The organism is Pseudarthrobacter sp. 05T312 (assembly GCF_056396685.1).
On sequence record NZ_JBFTLY010000002.1, the window covers coordinates 59,612 to 77,703 of the forward strand.

The following is an 18,092-nucleotide window of genomic DNA, read 5'->3' on the forward strand; positions in this document are numbered from 1 at the left end:
TTTCGGGACGCGCCCTCAGAGTCTACGGTTAGGCCGGCTCAAGGCGGGTAGTCCTTAGACTTGCCAATGGACGTTAATGCCGGGACCTGATGAAGGAGCGAAATTATGAGTGGAGTAGTGGTTGTAGGGGTGGACGCCAGCCCGTCCGCGCGGAAGGCGGCGGAAGTTGCGCTGGACCTGGCCGAGTCGCTGGGGGCCTCACTGCATGTGGTGACCGCCTTCGAAATGGAGAACGCCGAAACCTTTGGCGTTGGCTCGGATAAGGTGAGGATTTCCAACGCCGACAGCTCCGAGCTCGTGGCAAGGTCCCTGGGCGCATCCCGGCCGGGAGTGGAAATTACCCACTTCGCAGCCCGCGGCAAGCCCGCTGATTCACTGATCAAGGAAGCCATCCGCCTGGACGCCCGGGTGATCGTGGTGGGCAACCGCAGGATGCGCGGCATTGGCCGGCTCCTGGGCAGCGTCGCCAACAGCGTGGCGCACAACGCCCCGTGCGACGTGTACATCGCCAATACCTACGAGGACTGACCTGCTGACGCAGGAAGGTGGGCGGACGACGGCGGACCTTCCCGCCGTCGTCCGCCCACCTTCTTTGCGTGGTCAGGCGCCGTATTCCTCGTCGGTGACGTGATCGAGCCAGGTGACAACCTGCCCGTCAGCATCCGCTTCATGCATGGCGACGTGCGCCATGAAGCGCTCCGGCGTTGCCCCGTGCCAGTGTTCTTCCCCCGGCTCGATGTAGACCACGTCGCCCGGACGGATCTCCTGGATCTCCCCGCCGCGCCGCGCTACCAGCCCCACCCCATCGGTGACGTAGAGTGTCTGGCCCTTGGGGTGGTGGTGCCAGGCGGTGCGGGCACCGGGGGCGAACCGGACGTGCGCGCAACCGATGGCTGACTGTTCATCGGGGTTGCGGATGCCGTCAATCTGCACGGTGCCGGTGAACCATTCCTTCGGCCCGGCCGAGGTCTGGCCGCCGCTCTTGGTGTACTTCATGTTCTCCTCCTGTTGTTTGGGATGGATTGAAACTTGGAGACGGTCAGGCGGGCCGGTCCGTGAACCTGACCGTCAGGCCTGCGAGGACCGACGAAACCGCCAGGATGGCTGCTCCCGTCAGGAAGGCCCCGCCATAGCCGGCGGAGTCGAAGAGCACGCCGCCCAGCGTGGAGCCGACCGCGATCGAGGTCTGGACCACGGCCACCATCAGGCCTCCACCGGCCTCGGCGTCGTGCGGCATGGCTTCCGCGATCCAGCTCCACCAGCCCACCGGGGCGGACGTGGACATCAGTCCCCAGAAGCCCAGGAGCACCACCACGGCGGCAAGCCAGCCGCCGGCCGGAACGAGGGCGGCCGCGATGACTGCCATCAGTGCGGGAATGGCCACCAAGGTCCGGTACAGGCCTTTGCCCAGGAAACGGCCAATCAGCATGGTGCCGGCAAAGCCCGCCACACCGATCACCAGCAGGACCAGGGACACCGTGGCCACATCAACGCGGGTCACTGTCTCCAGGAACGGACGGATGTAGGTGAACAGGACGAACTGCCCCATGAAGAAGGACCCGCAGGCGGCCATGCCCCAGGCGACGGTGCGGCTCTTGAATGCGGCGAAAATCCCGAAAACGCTGCCCGCAGCCCGCGTCCCGGCCTTCATTGAAGGAAGGCTGATCCATTGCCAGACCAGGGCGAGCACCGCCACGGGAACCAGGCAGAAGAACGCTCCACGCCAGCCGATGACCGACCCCAGGTAGCTGCCCAGGGGCGCGGCCAGGACGGTGGCAAGGGCGTTGCCACCGTTGAAAATGGCCAAGGCACGCGGCACCTGGTGTGCCGGCACGAGCCGCATGGCGGTTGCAGCGGACATGGACCAGAACCCGCCGATCACCACGCCAATCAGGGCCCGGCCGACCATGAAGAGCAGGTATCCCGGGGCCATCGCCACCAGGGCCCCGGAGACCGCCATTAACGTGGTCAGGCCCAAGAGGAGCGCCTTGCGGTTCATGTTGCCGGCCAACGCGGATACGGACAAGCTGGTGAGGACGGCAAACAGCCCGGAGATGGCAATGCCCTGGCCTACCATCCCCTCGGAGACCTGGAGTTCGGCGGCTATGGGGGTCAGCAGGCTGACCGGCATGAACTCGGATGCGATGAGCCCGAAGACGCACAGTGACATGGCGAAGACGCCGCCCCAGTGCGCGGGGTGTTGCGCGCCGGGTTTTTGGGGCGCGCTGGTACTGGTAAGAAGTGTTTCGGGGGCCATGGTTTCCATCAAACCGTGCCGCCGGGGCCCTAGCGAGGGCCCTGCTGAAACGGGTTTTGCCAGACCCCCTTTAGCGCAGCCCGGCGGGGCGCCGAACCTCCCGGGGCCGGGCGTTCTCCGGTTCCGGCGGCCGCGGCTTGTAGACCCAGGCCACCAGCACCACGGAAATGATCATCAGCAGGAACCAGGCCACGAGTTTTTCCAGGCCCACCGGGTGCCAGCCGTCCACCTGGCTCGGGTAGAGCCACGCGCCGGACCATGTGGCGATGTTCTCGGCCAGCCAGATGAACAGCGCCACCAGCAGGAAGGACACCACCAGCGGCATGCGGAACTCCCGCCGGAAAACGCGGAAGTGCATCACGCACCGGCCAAAGATGAGCACGACGGCGGCGAGCAGCACCCAGCGCAGGTCCCAGATGTAGTGGTGGGTGAAGAAGTTGGCGTAGACGGCGGCAGCGAGGACCGCGGTGACCCAGCGGCGCGGGTAGGCAGCGAAGCGAAGGTCGAACAGTCGGTAGACGCGCACCATGTACGAGCCCACGGCGGCGTACATGAAACCGCTGAACAGCGGTACGGTACCGATGCGCAGGACGCCTTCGGCCCCGTAAGACCAGGAACCCATATCGGTCTTGAACAGCTCCATCACCGTGCCCACCAGATGGAACAGGACGATCACCCGCAGTTCGCGCAGCGTTTCCAGCTTGAACGCCACCATCAGGATTTGAATCACGACGGCGGCGACGGTCAGGAAGTCGTTGCGCGCCAGCCCTGCACCGTCCGGATACCAGAGCCTGGCCGCCAGCAGCACGGCCAGGAGCGCAGCGCCGAAAATGCAGGCCCAGCCCTGCTTGAGTCCAAAAACAGTGAATTCAGTGAGCTTGGCCTTGACACCGTTGGCGGGGGCCGTGGCCAGGAAGCGGTGGGCGCGTTCATCGATCCGCCGCTCCAAAGGGGTGGAACTACGCACGGATGCCTTGGTGCTGCGCAGCCTGCGGGCTCCTCCGGAGGTCCTTTTCCAGTTCGGCCAGGCAGTAGTCCTTGAACCAGTGCCTGATGCGCAGCGGAAGCATGGGGTAGGCCACCGCGAGGATGCGCCAGGTCCGGTCGTAGCGGCGCTGGTGGCGGTCGCTCCAGGCGAGGCCGAAGTCCTTGCGCAGCTGCTCGGGGAGGAGCCCCGCGGTGAGGAACCTCGCGGACGGCATGATGGCCCGGTACCAAAGGGCAGTGTGCTTGGGGAACAGCAGGCCGCGGCCCACGCGCACACCCTCTTCCTCGGCGTGGAGGGTGGCGACCTGGTCTTCCCAGTAGCGGCCGAAGGCGGCCCGGTCCTTTGGCCACATGTCCGGTGGAAGCTGCAGCGCGGTGCCGATCCGTGAGTAGTCCTGGTACATCGCGTCAGCGGCGGCGTCCTCGAGCGGGCCGTGGATCTTCTCGATGATGGTCAGCGCTGTGTCGTACAGCGTGGCTGCCACCCAGAGCTGAAGTACCGGGTCGAAGGCGTTGTAGCCGGCGGACGATCCATCCTCCGGACGGCGTACCGGGACGTGGGCACGGTTGACCCTGCGCCGGACCTCCTTGACCTGCTCTTCGGTTCCGTACACCACGCCGTACACGTAGGTGAGCGTGCCCTTCAGCCGGTTGACGGGGCGTTGGGTGAACGTGCTGTGCGCTGCCACCCCGCGGCCGATCGCAGGGTTGGCCAGCTGCAGCAGGATGGCCCGTCCTGCCCCGGCGAGCAGGATGCCTTCTGCCCGGTAATCGGCAATTCCCTGCACCATGGGAAAAGGCTACCGGAGTGCTGCGGCAGCGGGGCGGGGACTTTCGGCCCGTCGTCGTGCGTGCCGTTGCTGCCGGCTGCGGCCCGTCGTCGTGCGTGCCGTTGCTGCCGGCTGCGGCCCATGGCTTAGTATCCGTCGCCCCGCACCGGCCGCAGCGACGTAATCATTTGCCTGATGTCCGCGTACTCGGCCGTTTCCCGGTACTTCTTCGCCAGTTCCGGATACGGCAGCGAGGGGTCACCGGGAGTTGTATTGTTCCGGGGATCGTAGAACGCACCAAACATGGCGCTGGTGGGCGGCCACCGGAAGAAGTGCAGGATAGGGCAGGCGGACGGTCCGGTTGGGTCCGGTCCGGAGGTGATGCCGTAACAGGCTGCCTGGACACCAGGCGGCCCGGGCGTCCCTGCATCTCCCCTGGTCTCAAACACGAACTGCGGCACCACACCGTCCAGGGCAAGTTCCGGAATGCCTGCGGTGTCCAGCACTTCATACGGGTACTTCTGCGAGCAGGACGACCCGATGGCCATGTTGGTCCGCAGCGTCGCCATGAGCTTGCCGGCCTGGTTTCGAACCTCCGCAAAGACACCTCCGCCCTCGGGCAGTTCCCCCGCGGGATCGGTGACGCTCCAGGCGGCGGGCAGGTCGAACGCCATGGTGTGGTCCGCCGTCTGCACCGTGCTCCACCCCGCGGTTCCGGGCGTACCGTCTCCGCGCTCCCCCGGCAGGCCGGCGGAGGCCGTGGTCGTCGGCATCGGTCCCGGGGCGGTGGCGGTGCCCCGTTCGGAGCTGGTGGCGGAGCCGGAAGAGGACGACGGCGGTTGCTGACTTCCCGGCTGCGGCGAGCAGCCGGCCAGGACAAGGGCGGCCAGCGATGCTGCCGAAAGTGCCTTGAAGAACCTGCGCACCTTCCCAGTGTGGCGCGGCATGTCCGGGCGGAGGAGGGCCGGAGGACCCGACCTGTTGCCTCCCCCGCCCGGGTCGGGCGTTACCGCTCCAGCAGGGACACGTCCCGGACGGCGCCCTTGTCCGCGGAGGTGGCCATGGCGGCGTACGCGCGCAGCGCAGCGGACACCTGCCGGTCCCGGTCCTTGGGCTTGTAGCCGCCGTTGATCAGCAACTTTTCGCGGCGCTCGGCCAGGAGCTCATCGGAGACCTCCAGCTGCAGCGAGCGCTGGCTGATGTTGATGCTGATGATGTCGCCGTCCTCCACCAGCGCGATGGTTCCCCCTGACGCAGCCTCCGGGGAGATGTGGCCGATCGACAGGCCGGAGGTGCCGCCGGAGAAGCGGCCGTCCGTGATGAGGGCGCACTTCTTGCCCAGGCCGCGGCCCTTGAGGAAGGACGTGGGGTAGAGCATTTCCTGCATGCCCGGACCACCCTTGGGGCCTTCGTAGCGGATCACCACCACGTCGCCTTCCTTGATGGACTTGTTCAGGATCTTTTCCACGGCTTCGTCCTGGGATTCGCAGACCACAGCCGGGCCGGAGAAGGTCCAGATGGACTCGTCCACGCCGGCGGTCTTCACCACGGCACCATCCACCGCGACGTTGCCGCGCAGTACGGCCAGGCCGCCGTCCTTGGAGTAGGCGTGCTCCACGGAGCGGATGCAGCCGCCTTCAGCGTCTGTGTCCAGGGAGGTCCACTCGTTCGACTGCGAGAACGCGGTGGAGGAACGGACCCCGCCGGGAGCCGCGTGCCACAGGGCCTGCGCTTCTTCGGTGGCTATGCCGCCGCGGATGTCCCAGTCGTCCAGCCAGCCGTCCAGGTCGTTGGAGTGCACGGAGTGGACGTCCTTGTGCAGGAGGCCGCCGCGGTTCAGCTCGCCCAGCAGGGCGGGGATGCCGCCGGCGCGGTGCACGTCCTCCATGTAGTAGGTCTTGTCCTTGGCCACGTTCGGGGCCACCTTGGCCAGGCAGGGCACCTGGCGGGACTTGGCGTCCATCTCGGCCAGGCCGTAGTCCACGCCGGCCTCCTGGGCCGCGGCCAGCAGGTGCAGGATGGTGTTGGTGGAGCCGCCCATAGAGATGTCCAGGGCCATGGCGTTGTCGAACGCCTTGGCGGTGGCGATGGAGCGGGGCAGCACCGACTCGTCGTCGCCGTCGTAGTAGCGCTTCACAAGCTCGACGACGGTGGCGCCGGCTTTCTCGTACAGCGCCTTGCGGGCGGTGTGGGTGGCCAGCACGGAGCCGTTGCCCGGCAGGGAAAGTCCGATGGCCTCGGTGAGGCAGTTCATGGAGTTGGCGGTGAACATGCCGGAGCAGGAACCGCAGGTGGGGCAGGCGTTCTCTTCGATGAGGTTGATGTCCGCGTCGGAGATGGACTCGTCCACGGCGTCGGCGATCGCGTTCACCAGGTCCAGGGAGCGCACGGAGCCGTCGGTCAGGGTCACCCGGCCAGCTTCCATGGGGCCGCCGGAGACAAAGACCACGGGGATGTTCAGCCGCAGGGCTGCCATGAGCATGCCGGGGGTGATCTTGTCGCAGTTGGAGATGCACACCAGGGCGTCGGCGCAGTGGGCGTTGACCATGTACTCCACGGAGTCGGCGATCAGGTCGCGGGACGGCAGCGAGTAAAGCATGCCGGAGTGGCCCATGGCGATGCCGTCGTCCACGGCGATGGTGTTGAACTCGCGCGGCACGGCGCCGGCGGCGAGGATCGCGTCGGAGACGATCCGGCCCACCGGAGCCAGGTGGGTGTGGCCGGGGACGAACTCGGTGAAGGAGTTGGCCACGGCAATGATGGGCTTGCCGATGTCGGAGTTGGCAACGCCGGAGGCGCGCAGCAGTGCGCGGGCTCCGGCCATGTTGCGGCCGTGGGTGACTGTTTTTGAGCGAAGTGCAGGCATGCTTACCATCCTGCTGGTTCGGCGTTCAGGGTGGAAGACAGCCCTGCTACTAGTAGTGTGAGTACCAGAGTAATAGTATTTAGGAGTGAACAATCCCGGACGGCGCAAGGAACTCGGCCTCTTCCTGCGGGCCCGGCGCGACCAGGCGCTGCGGGCCGACTACGGCCTCCCGCCCGTGGGCCGCACCCGTGAGCGGGGGCTCCGCCGCGAGGAGGTGGCGTTCCTTTCCGGCGTCAGCGTCACCTGGTACACGTGGCTGGAGCAGGGCCGGGACATCAGCCCCTCCCGGCAGGTCCTGGAGGCCATCAGCCGTGCGCTGCATTTGTCGAGCACCGGCCTGGGCTACGTCCTGTCGCTGGGTGGCTACGCGTCCGCGGCCCCTGCCGGGCCGGCAGCAGATACTGCCCCGCCCCACATCCAGCGCCTCCTGGACGCCCTCGATCCCAATCCGTCCTTCGCGTTGTTTCCGGACTGGGGCGTGGCGGGATGGAATACGGCCTACGCGGCGCTGTACCCCAATATCGCCACTGTGCCGGCGGCAGACCGGAACCTGTTGTGGCTGGTGTTCACCGACCCCTACGTCCGGAACCTGCTTCCCGACTGGGACACCACCAGCAAACGGTTCCTGGCCGAGTTCCGGGCCGAAACCGGGCAGCGGCTGGGCGATCCTGACATCCAGTACCAGGTGGAACGGCTCAAGGAGGCGAGCCCGGAGTTCCGGCAGGGCTGGGACCTGTACGACATCCTGGGTTTCGAGTCCCGCGAGCGGCTGTTCCACCACCCCGCGGTGGGGGTGCTCCAGCTGGAGCACCACCAGGTGTCCCCGTCGGACCGGCCGGACCTGCACATCGTGGTCTATACGCCGGCCCCGGGCAGCGATGCCGCGGCGCAGATGAAGTCCCTGCTGGCGGGGGCCTAACCGGGCTGCGCTGCGAGGTAGGCGAGCGCGGCTACCGCCTGGGCCCGCGTGGCCACGGCGAGGGTGGGGTGGACGGCGGGGAGGAACGAAGGCGAGTGGTTGGCCGGGATGTCGGCGTCCACCGTTCCGTTCGCCACCGCCCGCCGGTAGGTTTCCGGCGGCACGGAGCCCACCACCCAGTACACGTACGGAATGCCGAAGGCGTCGGGAATGCGGCTGAAATCCTCCGACGCTGTCTGCGGGGCAGTTTGGTAGACGGCATCGGCGCCGAAAGCCTCCGTGAAGGCGGCGGTGACCCGGGCGTTGGCTTCCGGATCGTTGCTGGTCAGCGGGTACTGGTCGTAGTACTCGAACTCCGGTTCCTGCGGCGAGCCCGCAGCTGCGCACTCACCCCGGACGATCCGCTCGATCGCCGCCATGATGGCGGTCCGCAAGTCAACGTCGTAGGTGCGGAGGTTGAGCAGCAGCTCGGCCCGGTCCGGGATGATGTTGGCCGTGGCACCCGCCCGCAGGGACCCAACGGTCAGGACGGCGAACTTCCCCGGCATGGTTTCACGGGACACCACGGTCTGGAGGCGGAGGACGATCGAGGCGGCGAGCACCACTGGATCAACCGCCTTGTGCGGCATCGAGCCGTGGGCGCCCCGGCCGTGGACGGTGATCCGGACTGAATCACCTGCCGAGAGGATGGGACCCGGCGTGGTGCCGATGGTTCCCGCCTCGGTGGGCATGACGTGCTGGGCCAGCGCCACGTCCGGCCGCGGGATCCCGGCGGCCAGGCCGTCGTCGAGCATTGCCTGCGAGCCCGCCGCTGTTTCCTCCGCCGGCTGGAAGAGGGCGGTGTAGGTTCCCCGCCAGGCATCCCGATGGCCGGCGAGGTACTTGGCCGCCCCGAGCAGGGCCACCACGTGCATATCGTGCCCGCAGGCGTGCATCACCCCCGGGTTGGCGGAGGCGTAGCTTGCGCCTGTTGCCTCGGCGACCGGGAGGGCATCCATGTCGGCCCGGGCCAGGACCCCGGGGCCTGCCCCGTTGGCAAGCACACCCACCACACCGGTACCGCCAAAGTGCCGGACATCGAAGCCCCAGGCGGCCAGCTTCTCGGCAACGGCTGCGGAGGTTTGGTGTTCGGCGAGGCCGAGTTCCGGACTCCGGTGGAGCTGTTCGTAGAGCGGGACCTGCCAGTCCAGCTCCTGCCCGATGCCGTCCGCAGCGTTGTTGGCCAGTTCCATGTGAAGGCTCCTTCCGGCCGGCGGCAGCCGGCCCTCACGGCCACCATAGGCAGCACCCATGGATGGTGTCCATGGGCAACCAAAAGCGGCCGGCGGCGGGAAATCCCGCCGCCGGCCGCTCTTGCCCACGGACGCTAGGCCAGCACCCCCTGCCGCACGACGGCCGGCTTGAACTGTGCACCCGCGCCCGGGAATACCGGCACCTCGATCCGCGCGTGGGTGTGGACCTCGGTGACCGTGGCCTTGGTGTGCCGGGCAATGTTCTCCATGCTGGTCACCCACATGCCGTCCATTGCCTTGACCCGCTCCATGAGCTGCTCCAGCGCGACGGCCTTGGAGGGCCGGCCGGAAATGAAGGGGTGGTTGGTGAGGACGAAGCAGCTGCCCTGTGAGTGGTGTGCTTCGGCTTCAAGCGTCCACATTTCCAGGACCTTCGCCGGGCTCTCGATCACGCCGCTGCCGGTGACTCCGGGGTAGAACGCGTACTGCTCCCAGTCGTCAAGGGTCCAGTCCACGGGGATCTCGACGATGTCCCGGGGATCGTCCGCGGCGACAGCGAAGCGGTAGGGTGCATCGCCGTCGAGCAGGCTCGAATCGTAGAGGAAGCCGCGGTCCGCCAGGAGGCCCGGAGAGTGCCAGTTGAGCTCCCACCAGGGTGCCCGGTAGCCCACAGGCCGGACACCTGCGACTTTGGCGAGGGCCTCCAGGCCGCGGTCGATGTAGCTGGCCTCGGTGGCGGCGTCGATGCCCTGCATGGGCTCGTGCAGGTAGCCGTGGTGGGCCACCTCGTGCCCGCCGTCGACAATCTGCCGGACCACGTCGGGGTAGGACTCGGCGGTGAAACCGGGGATGAAGAAGGTGGCCTGGATTTCCTGGCGGGCCAGGATGGCGAGCAGCCTTGGAACCGCGATCTTCGGGCCGTAGGACTGGTGGCTCATCAGCGACATGCGCCGGGGGCTGGTGGGATCGTGGGCGATGGTGCAGGACTCGGCGTCCACATCGAAGGTGAAGGACGCTGCGGCCTTGAAGCCTTCGGGCCAGGTGATGGGGTGCAGGGGGTCCGCGATGGCGGGCTGGTTCACGGGAAATCCTTTCGGCGGGCGCTGGGCGCCCGCCTGGTTCTACGGGATGGTGAGCTTAGAGGGCGGGCAGGGCGGGCGTGCTTTCCGTCCCTTTGCTCTCTGCTTCCGGAGCGCCTGCGGCATCAGGGGCGGCTGCGGCCTGCTGCGTGGTGCGCGGCTCGATGGCGAGGTAGCGGATGTGCTGGCGCGGGCCGAGGATGGCGTACACCCCGGCGCTGGTCAGGCCGCCGGCCAGCCAGGACAGGTCCCAGCCGCCCAGGGCCACGGCGATGGGGCCCTGCATGATGGGGATCAGGCCGTACATGAACAGCCACGTTGCGAAGATCCCGGCCACGAGGGAGATGACGCCGGCGAAGTTGACCACCGGCAGCCGCTTTGTGCCGACGCCGTCGAACAGCCGATCGGTTCCGCCCGGCCAGCGCTTCTCCAGCCAGAAGTAGTGCACCAGCATGATTCCGCCCCAGGCGGCCACCCAGGCCACCAGGCCGATCAGCCAGGCGTCGAGTACTGCGGCGAAGTCCTCCTGGAAGATGAAGAAGACGACGGCGGCGAGCGAGAAGACGCCGACGAACAGGTTCAGCTTGCGGCGGCTGATGGAGATGTCCAGGGCCTGGGTGGCCACGGAGAAGGTGTAGATGTTCAGGATGTTGGTGGCAATGGGGCCGTGGAGCACCATCAGCAGCACTGGCAGCGCCATGGCACCGAAGTTCAGGACGATCAGCTTGCCGGGATCGATCTCGCCGCTGTTGGTGGCGAGGCTTGCACCCAGGACACCGAGCCACACGACGGGGATGAACTGCCCGAGTACAGAAGCGAGGTAGACCTTTTTCTTGGGGACGCTGGTGCTGACGAACCGGGAGTAGTCCGCGGCGTAGGTGAACCAGGTGATGCCCCAGCCGATGCCGATGGCGGTCATGACGGCGCTCATGGCGGCGATGCGCTCGGAGCCTTCCAGGACGGCGCCGGCAGGACCTGCGTAGCTCCAGTCGATGTCCATGCCGAACCATGCCACCGCGGACATGACGGCCAGGATGAGGATGGTGGGCGGAACGGTCCATTTTTCAAAGGCGGCAATCGCCTTGTAGCCAAACCAGGCGATGGCCACCTGGAGGGCCATGATGAAGGTGGCGACGCCGATCTTCCAGCCATAGTTGGGGGCGTCCGGGTCAACCCACCCGAGGGTTCCGAAGAGTGCCATGACCAGGTCCAGGATGATCCACGTGTTCACCGCGCACCAGCCGATGACCAGCAGGGCCTGGATGGCGGCCGGCAGGTAGTTGCCGCGCCGGCCGAATGCCGCCCGGGCCAGGACCATGCCGGTGGCTCCGCTCTTTTGTCCGAGGAGGACGAAGCAGCCAAAGAGCAGCATGCCGATCAGGTTGCCCAGCACCAGGACGGTGATGGTGTCCGCCAATCCGAGTCCCAGCTGGATGCCGAGTGCCCCCAGCACCCAGTTGATGGGTGCCAGGTTGGCGCCCGCCCAGATCCAGAACTGGCCGGATACCTTGCGTGTGCGTGCTGATTCGGGGATGGGCTGCAGCCAGGCTTCGTGGTCCACGGCGTTGTGGTCCTGCGTGGCCTGGTCAGGTTGGCCGTGCGTGGCTGTTGAAAGCTTTTCTTGCATGGGGGCCTCCGTGAGGTGGATAAGTACAAATAAGGCTATGTGGCCCTCATCACAAGCAACAAGATATAATCTGTCGAACAAATCCTCCTACTACGTTACGGACTGTCGTGTCAGTGTTTCTTGGCGAAATACTCGCCCACCCCGCCCTTGCCGCCGCAGATCCAGTGGTCCACCCGGAAGGGGCCATGGCCGACGCGCAGCCGGTCCGCTGGGTGCACTCCAGCGAAGTGCTGGACATCGCTCCCCTGCTGCGCGGTGGCGAACTGCTGCTCTGCGGCGGGATCACGCTGGCCACCGCCTCCCCGGCAAAACGCGAAGACTACGTCCGCGGGCTGGCGCAGCGGGGCGTCGCAGCCCTGGCCATCGAGACCGGCGGGGCACTGCCGGAAATCCCTGCGGACATGCTGCAGAAGGCGGAGGAATACGGCCTTCCCGTCGTGGAACTTCGGAAGGTGGTCCCGTTTGTCGGCGTCATGCAGGCCATCAATTCGATGCTGGTCAGCGAGTCCGTGGGGCACCTGCAGCAGGCAGATGCCGCGACGCGCGCCATGGCGGCCGAACTCGCCCACGGTGCGGCACTGGACAAGATCCTTGGCGTGCTGGCCGGCATCACCGGGTCAGCCGTAAAACTCACCTCCCCCTGGGGCGTCACCATGGGCAGCGCCGTTCCGGAGGGCTGGAACGGCGGGGTGGACGCGGCTGCCGGCGAAGGAACAGCGGACGACGACGGCACAGGGACCGGTGGGCACGGCGGCTTCTACGCGGTGGCCGGCGGAACGGTGATCACCGTCGACATCCCCGTGCGCGGGGTCCTGATGGGGCGGCTGGAGGTGCATGTGCCCGATGTCGCGGACACGGCCCTTGCGCAGGTGGCCGGAGAGCGGGCCGTGGACATCCTGGGCCTGGCACTGCTGCAGCACACACCCCCGGGGCTGCATGCCCTGGCGGGTGCCGAACTGATGCGCGCCGTGCTCAATTCCGCGCCGGAGTGGCGCCTGGAGCAGCTGGCCCCCGCTGCGGGTTTCCCCACGGACTCCCCCGCCGTGGTGGCAGCCATCCACGCGGCGGCACCGCAGGAGCTGCGCGGCGCCGTCGAAAATTTCCTGAGCTCACAGCGGATCCCGTGCGCCGCCTACCTGGACGACACCGAACTGGTGGTGATGATCGGGCTGCCGTGCACCGAAACTGCCGGTGCGCGGCGGCAGCTCCTGGAATCCCTCCGGGACCTGGAGGGTGACCACGATGCCGTGATCGCCGTGGGTCCGCTGGCTGACGGGGTGGCGGAGGCGGCCTGGTCACTGGCGGAAGCCCGGCGGGCCCTGGAGGTACGGCAGATCCAGCGCCGGAACGCATCGGCGCGCAGGCGGCACGCGGCACGCGGCCTGGTGGTGCTGGACGCCCAGGACACCGCCGTGGAAAGCCTCGCCCTGACCTGCCTGGATCCCTCATCCCGGGAGGCGTTCGTCAACCGGCAGTTGCGGGCAGTCCTGGAACACGATGCGCAGCGCCAGTCCCAGCTGCTCGAGACCCTGCAGGTGTGGCTGGACTCCGGCTGCAACACCGCGCAGTCGGCGCGCGAACTGCACCTGGAACGGCAGTCGATGCACCACCGGCTGCAGCGGATTTTCGACCTGTGCGGTGGTGATCCGCGCGGCACCGGCCGGCTGGCGGCCCTGCATCTGGCGGCGCGGATGGCCGGGCTGCCCTGACCTTGGACCGGCGCCGCAGAAGGGCTGCGGCCGTAGGTAGCCCACCGACAGGCTATAGGGGCACTAATTAGGGGGTGCCCGGAATTGTTTCGGGTGCCCCGAGCAACAACACTGATCGGATCAGGAATCGGTGGCGGCTTTCACCTTGGGGGCTAAATTGAAAAAGAATCCGTTCTTCCGTGGTCTGTTGACAGCGGCGTTGATTGCTCTGGGTGTGCTGGTGGCACCGGTGCCGGTATCCGCCGCGACAGGCGATGTCGGTGTTGAAGGCCCGTCGCATGCCGGTACTGCGACCCCCACAGGCACCAAGCGCGCCACGAGCGTGTTGTGGTTCAACGACGGATCCTGGTGGGGGAATTTGTGGGACACTTCCTCCGCCAAGTTCCACATCTTCAGGTTCAACGCAGCCACGGGTTCCTGGGTGGACACCGGCGTGGCGACGGAGTCGCGGGCCAACACGCATCATGACGTGCTGTGGGACGGGAAGACGCTGTACGTTGCAAGCTACCGCTTCGTGAATGATGAACTGCCGGCTGAGCCAAACTTCCCCACAACGATGCGCCGCTACAGCTACGACGCCGGTACCAAGAAGTACACGCTGCTCGGTTCCAGCCAGATCAACAATTCCAAAGTCGAAGTCCTGACCATCGACAAGGACTCCACCGGCAGGGTGTGGTCCACCTGGCAGGAGGACAACAAGATCTACCTGAACGTGACGGCTACTGACGGCAAGACGTGGGGTCCCCCGTTCCAGGTTCCGGGATCGATGAGCAACGTCTCCGTGGATGACACCTCGGCGGTGATTTCCTTCGACGGAAAGATCGGGGTGATGTGGAGCCGGCAGATGGGGGACTCCACCGATGGAATGTACTGGAGCTACCACGTGGACGGCGCATCAACGACGGCCTGGAGCACTCCCGTGGCTGCGGTGTCCGGGCAGCGCAGCAGCGATGACCACATGAACCTCAAGTGGCTGGACTCCTCCGGCGGACGCGTCTTCGCGGCGATCAAGACCTCGTACACGTCCCCGTCGCAGCCCCAGATCCAGCTGCTGGCCCTGAGCGGCACAACATGGTCGGCGCATACAATCGCCACCGTCGCCGAGTGCCCCAACCGGGTGATCGTCATGATCGACGAGAGCACCCAGCGGCTGCGTACCTTCGCCACCTATCCCAAGCCGTCGGGCACCACCGACGCCGGCGTCTGCACCGCCTCGGGCGGCGCAATCTACGAAAAGTCCACGCCCCTGGACAAGATCAGCTTCACCACCACCAAAACGGCCCGGATCGTCGATGCCGACCAGTTCGTGCACAACGTGACGTCGACGAAGCAGAACGTCAACAGCGCTGCCTGGGGCACTGCAAACAGCGGCCTCCTGCTGCTGGCAGATGCCAATGCCACCAGCCAGTACTGGCACTACTTCGACCCGACCGGTGGCGGCAGTGACACCACGGCTCCGACCGTGACGGCCACGTCTCCCGCCGCGGGTGCCTCCGACGTGGCAGTGACAGCCAATGTGACGGGCACGTTCTCGGAGGCCATGGACGCCTCCACAATCACCGCGGACACGTTCACGTTGACCGACGGAACGGCTCCCGTGACCGCGACAGTGTCTTACGGCGCCGCCGGCAAAGTTGCAAACCTGAACCCTGACGCCGACCTTGCAGCGGGGACCAAGTACACCGCCACGATCAAGGGCGGTACCAGCGGTGTGAAGGATGTTGCCGGCAACGCCCTGGCCGTGGACAAGACGTGGACTTTCACCACGGCTGCGACCGCACAGACTCCGATCGCCATAAAAGCAGCTTCGCTCAATGGCGCCCTTGGTGCAGCCACCACCCCCGAGGTGTACGGCCTCAAGGACGGCGGCGGCTACCAGAACTACCAGGGCGGCGCCATCCTCTGGTCACCGGCCACAGGAGCCCACATCTCCTTCGGTGCCATCCGCGCCCTTTGGGCAGCCACCGGGTTCGAAAACGGCGGCCTCGGCTACCCGACCACCGACGAAGTGGGCGGCCTCAAGGACGGCGGCGTCTACCAGAACTACCAGGGCGGCGCCATCATCTGGTCACCCGCCACAGGAGCCCACCTCTCCGTCGGCGCAATCCGGGGACTCTGGGCAGCCACCGGGTATGAATCAGGCCGCCTCGGCTACCCCACCACCGACGAAGTAGGCGGCCTCAAGGACGGCGGCGTCTACCAGAACTACCAGGGCGGCGCCATCATCTGGTCACCCGCCACCGGAGCCCATCTCTCCGTGGGTGGCATCCGCTCCATCTGGGCCTCCACCGGGTATGAATCAGGCCGCCTCGGCTACCCCACCAGCGATGAGTACGCGACGGGCATTGACGGCAGCGTGGCCCAGAACTACCAGGGCGGCGTTATCCACTGGAGCCCCACCGGCTCCTACATCACCTGGCGATAGGGACTGCGCCGGCCAGCCGCGTCAGCTGGCCGGGCGGCCCCCCAGCCGCGTGGTGACCTTGGCCGCGGCGGCCACGCAGGCCTCGCCGAGGCTCTCGAACTGCTCTTTGGACACCCGGAACCGCGGCGCTGGAATCAGGACGGCCGCCACCACGTCGCCGCGGTGGTCGCGGACGGGCGCGGCCACGCCCACTTCGTCCATGGACGATTCGCCGTAGTTCCCCGCCCATCCCCGCTGCGCAACCTCCTGGAGCCTGGCCTCGTAGGCTGCCAGGCCGTCGTCGTCCAGCCCCGGGAAGGTGATGGTGCCGCTCCTGAGCAGCTCCCGCACCCGCTCGCCCGGCAGGGTGGACAGGAAGACCTGCACTGAAGCGCTCATGGCGTCACGGTAGCGGGCACCCAGCGGGGTGGTGTGCTTGATCTGGTGGTGGCTGGCGATCTGCTCCACGCAGATGGCCTCGTCTCCGTTCCAGAGCATGAGCGCGCTGGTCTCTCCGGTCTGCTCGGTCAGCTGCCGCAGGACGGGATAGGCCACGCGGCGCTCCTCCATCTCGGCCAGCAGTGGCCCAGCGACGGCAATGAGCCCCAGGCCCAGCCGGAACCGCTTGGTTTCCGGGTCGCGCTCCACCAGGTTTTCCTGCTCGAACGTGGCCAGGATCCGGGAGACGCTGCTCTTGTGCATGCCCACCCGGTTGGCAATTTCGGTGACGCCCAGCAGGGGTTCGTCGGCTGTGAAGGTGCGCAGTACGGCGATGGCGTTGACGACGACGGAGGCGCCTTTGGCATCAGTCCCGCCATTGGAGCCGGCTCCGTTGGCACTGGTGTCGGAGGTCTTTGCAGGAGTCATGGTGGAGACCATCTTTCCCTATTGTCGGGGATGGACGCCGAAAGCGGCGCCGTGGTGCACGGCGCCGCTTCGGCTGTTCAGTTGGTTATCCCTTGACGATGTTGTGTTCGGGGCCGAACGGGAACTTGGTGATGTTCTCCACCGAGTTGTCCTCGCCGATGACCAGGATGTCGTGCTCGCGGTAGCCACCGGCTCCGGGCTGGCCGTCAGCCACGGTGATCATGGGCTCCATGGAGACCACCATGCCCGGTTCCAGGACCGTATCGATGTCCTCGCGCAGCTCCAGGCCCGCTTCGCGGCCGTAGTAGTGGCTGAGGACGCCGAAGGAGTGGCCGTAGCCGAAGGTGCGGTTGGCCAGCAGTCCGTTGCTGATGTAGATCTCGTTCAGTTCGGCGGCGATGTCCTTGCACACGGCGCCGGGCTTGATGAGTTCCAGGCCGCGCTTGTGGACCTCGACGTTGATGTTCCACAGCTCGAGGGAGCGTTCGTCCGGCTGGCCCAGGAAGAGGGTGCGCTCCAGGGCGGTGTAGTAGCCGGAGGTCATCGGGAAGCAGTTGAGCGAGAGGATGTCGCCCTGCTGCAGCTTGCGGGTGGTGGCCCAGTTGTGGGCGCCGTCGGTGTTGATGCCGGACTGGAACCATACCCAGGTGTCGCGGACTTCCCGGTCCGGGAAGGTCCTGGCGATCTCGTGGACCATGGCTTCGGTGCCGATCAGGGCAACTTCGTACTCGGAGATGCCTTCGCGGATGGCGTTGCGGATAGCTTCGCCGCCCAGGTCGCCGATGCGGGCACCGTGCTTGATGACTTCGATTTCCTCGGCGGACTTGATCATGCGCTGGCGCATGGCGTCCTGGGAGACGTCCAGCAGCTGGGCGCCGGGGAAGGCGGCCGCGATCTTCTCGCGGGTCAGGCCCGGGAGGAAGTCGTCCTCGACGCCCAGCCGGGTGGCCTTGACGCCGCGCTGGCGCAGGGCTTCCTGGAGACCGAAGAAGAAGTTGTCGCGGCGCCAGTCGGTGTAGACGATGTTCTCACCGTAGGAGGTGCGCCACGGCATGCCGGCGTCGATGTTGGCGGTAACGGTGACCGAGTCGTCGGCGGTGACGACCAGGGCGTAGTTGCGCCCGAACGTGGTGTACAGGAAGTCGGAGTAGTACTTGATGCCGTGGTAGCTGGTGAGGATGACCGCATCCAGCTCCTTGGCGGCCATGATCTTGCGGAGGCCGCCAAGGCGGCGCTCGAATTCCGCGTCGGAGAACGTGAGCTTGCCCTTGGTGCCATTGTGCAGGACCTTGAGGCGCTCGAGTTCGGCGATGGAGGAGGCGTTGTCGGCAGTGATGGTCACGGGTGGTGCCTTTCTAGTGGGTGCCAACTGCTG

At 66.9% G+C, this 18,092-nt stretch carries 15 protein-coding genes; 4 read left to right on the forward strand and 11 right to left on the reverse strand.

Annotated elements, in window-relative coordinates; genetic code table 11:
- The first annotated feature begins 105 nt into the window (after positions 1–105).
- Entirely contained in the window at positions 106–528 is a 423-nt protein-coding gene (locus AC1DIP_RS04435; RefSeq protein WP_476207325.1) for a universal stress protein, read from the forward strand.
- A 72-nt stretch (positions 529–600) separates the two neighbouring features.
- Here the strand turns inward: AC1DIP_RS04435 and AC1DIP_RS04440 are convergent, their stop codons facing one another.
- From AC1DIP_RS04440 to ilvD, 6 genes are all read right to left on the reverse strand, one after another.
- The gene (locus tag AC1DIP_RS04440; RefSeq protein WP_477732980.1) at positions 601–996 is read right to left on the reverse strand and encodes a (R)-mandelonitrile lyase; all 396 of its coding nucleotides are present in this window, start codon (positions 994–996) and stop codon (positions 601–603) included.
- Positions 997–1,039: 43 nt separating this feature from the next.
- Positions 1,040–2,257, reverse strand: coding sequence for an MFS transporter (locus AC1DIP_RS04445; RefSeq protein ID WP_477732981.1), 1,218 nt, complete (start codon positions 2,255–2,257; stop codon positions 1,040–1,042).
- A gap of 70 nt (positions 2,258–2,327) precedes the next feature.
- The gene (locus AC1DIP_RS04450; protein WP_477732982.1) at positions 2,328–3,224 is read right to left on the reverse strand and encodes a DUF817 domain-containing protein; all 897 of its coding nucleotides are present in this window, start codon (positions 3,222–3,224) and stop codon (positions 2,328–2,330) included.
- A complete protein-coding gene (locus AC1DIP_RS04455; protein ID WP_476207333.1) occupies positions 3,217–4,035 on the reverse strand; it encodes an oxygenase MpaB family protein in 819 nt (272 codons plus the stop codon). Before AC1DIP_RS04455 ends, AC1DIP_RS04450 begins: the two co-directional genes overlap by 8 nt.
- A 125-nt stretch (positions 4,036–4,160) precedes the next feature.
- Positions 4,161–4,940: a hypothetical protein gene (locus tag AC1DIP_RS04460; RefSeq protein WP_477732983.1), complete on the reverse strand. Its 780-nt coding sequence runs from the start codon at positions 4,938–4,940 to the stop codon at positions 4,161–4,163.
- Between the two features lie 80 nt (positions 4,941–5,020).
- Complete coding sequence (ilvD, locus tag AC1DIP_RS04465) at positions 5,021–6,880, reverse strand: dihydroxy-acid dehydratase (protein ID WP_477732984.1); 1,860 nt, start codon at positions 6,878–6,880, stop codon at positions 5,021–5,023.
- An 85-nt stretch (positions 6,881–6,965) separates the two neighbouring features.
- Between ilvD and AC1DIP_RS04470 the strand changes: the two genes are divergently transcribed.
- Positions 6,966–7,799: an MmyB family transcriptional regulator gene (locus tag AC1DIP_RS04470; RefSeq protein WP_476207339.1), complete on the forward strand. Its 834-nt coding sequence runs from the start codon at positions 6,966–6,968 to the stop codon at positions 7,797–7,799.
- On the opposite strand, the gene AC1DIP_RS04475 is transcribed toward AC1DIP_RS04470, so the two are convergent.
- From AC1DIP_RS04475 to AC1DIP_RS04485, 3 genes are all read right to left on the reverse strand, one after another.
- Positions 7,796–9,031, reverse strand: a complete 1,236-nt coding sequence (locus tag AC1DIP_RS04475; protein ID WP_477732985.1) for an amidohydrolase — start codon at positions 9,029–9,031, stop codon at positions 7,796–7,798. The genes AC1DIP_RS04470 and AC1DIP_RS04475 overlap by 4 nt on opposite strands.
- A 134-nt stretch (positions 9,032–9,165) precedes the next feature.
- Positions 9,166–10,113, reverse strand: a complete 948-nt coding sequence (locus tag AC1DIP_RS04480; protein WP_477732986.1) for a polysaccharide deacetylase family protein — start codon at positions 10,111–10,113, stop codon at positions 9,166–9,168.
- Between the two features lie 55 nt (positions 10,114–10,168).
- A complete protein-coding gene (locus AC1DIP_RS04485) occupies positions 10,169–11,737 on the reverse strand; it encodes a purine-cytosine permease family protein (RefSeq protein ID WP_477732987.1) in 1,569 nt (522 codons plus the stop codon).
- Positions 11,738–11,844: 107 nt separating this feature from the next.
- Between AC1DIP_RS04485 and AC1DIP_RS04490 the strand changes: the two genes are divergently transcribed.
- Both AC1DIP_RS04490 and AC1DIP_RS04495 read left to right on the forward strand, forming a co-directional pair.
- Complete coding sequence (locus AC1DIP_RS04490) at positions 11,845–13,446, forward strand: PucR family transcriptional regulator (protein WP_477732988.1); 1,602 nt, start codon at positions 11,845–11,847, stop codon at positions 13,444–13,446.
- A gap of 157 nt (positions 13,447–13,603) precedes the next feature.
- Positions 13,604–15,871: an Ig-like domain-containing protein gene (locus AC1DIP_RS04495; RefSeq protein WP_477732989.1), complete on the forward strand. Its 2,268-nt coding sequence runs from the start codon at positions 13,604–13,606 to the stop codon at positions 15,869–15,871.
- A 21-nt stretch (positions 15,872–15,892) separates the two neighbouring features.
- Here AC1DIP_RS04495 and AC1DIP_RS04500 read toward each other — a convergent pair whose 3' ends face one another.
- Both AC1DIP_RS04500 and AC1DIP_RS04505 read right to left on the reverse strand, forming a co-directional pair.
- The gene (locus AC1DIP_RS04500; protein ID WP_477732990.1) at positions 15,893–16,729 is read right to left on the reverse strand and encodes an IclR family transcriptional regulator; all 837 of its coding nucleotides are present in this window, start codon (positions 16,727–16,729) and stop codon (positions 15,893–15,895) included.
- A 73-nt stretch (positions 16,730–16,802) separates the two neighbouring features.
- Positions 16,803–18,059, reverse strand: coding sequence for an aminopeptidase P family protein (locus AC1DIP_RS04505; protein ID WP_477732991.1), 1,257 nt, complete (start codon positions 18,057–18,059; stop codon positions 16,803–16,805).
- Positions 18,060–18,092 lie beyond the last annotated feature (33 nt).

Excerpts from the sequence above, each read along its gene's own strand:
- AC1DIP_RS04435 (WP_476207325.1), top strand. The coding sequence starts at position 106 with ATGAGTGGAGTAGTGGTTGTAGGGGTGGACGCCAGCCCGTCCGCGCGG.
- AC1DIP_RS04440 (WP_477732980.1), bottom strand. The coding sequence starts at position 996 with ATGAAGTACACCAAGAGCGGCGGCCAGACCTCGGCCGGGCCGAAGGAA.
- AC1DIP_RS04445 (WP_477732981.1), bottom strand. The coding sequence starts at position 2,257 with ATGGCCCCCGAAACACTTCTTACCAGTACCAGCGCGCCCCAAAAACCC.
- AC1DIP_RS04455 (WP_476207333.1), bottom strand. The coding sequence starts at position 4,035 with ATGGTGCAGGGAATTGCCGATTACCGGGCAGAAGGCATCCTGCTCGCC.
- ilvD (WP_477732984.1), bottom strand. The coding sequence starts at position 6,880 with ATGCCTGCACTTCGCTCAAAAACAGTCACCCACGGCCGCAACATGGCC.
- AC1DIP_RS04475 (WP_477732985.1), bottom strand. The coding sequence starts at position 9,031 with ATGGAACTGGCCAACAACGCTGCGGACGGCATCGGGCAGGAGCTGGAC.
- AC1DIP_RS04485 (WP_477732987.1), bottom strand. The coding sequence starts at position 11,737 with ATGCAAGAAAAGCTTTCAACAGCCACGCACGGCCAACCTGACCAGGCC.
- AC1DIP_RS04500 (WP_477732990.1), bottom strand. The coding sequence starts at position 16,729 with ATGGTCTCCACCATGACTCCTGCAAAGACCTCCGACACCAGTGCCAAC.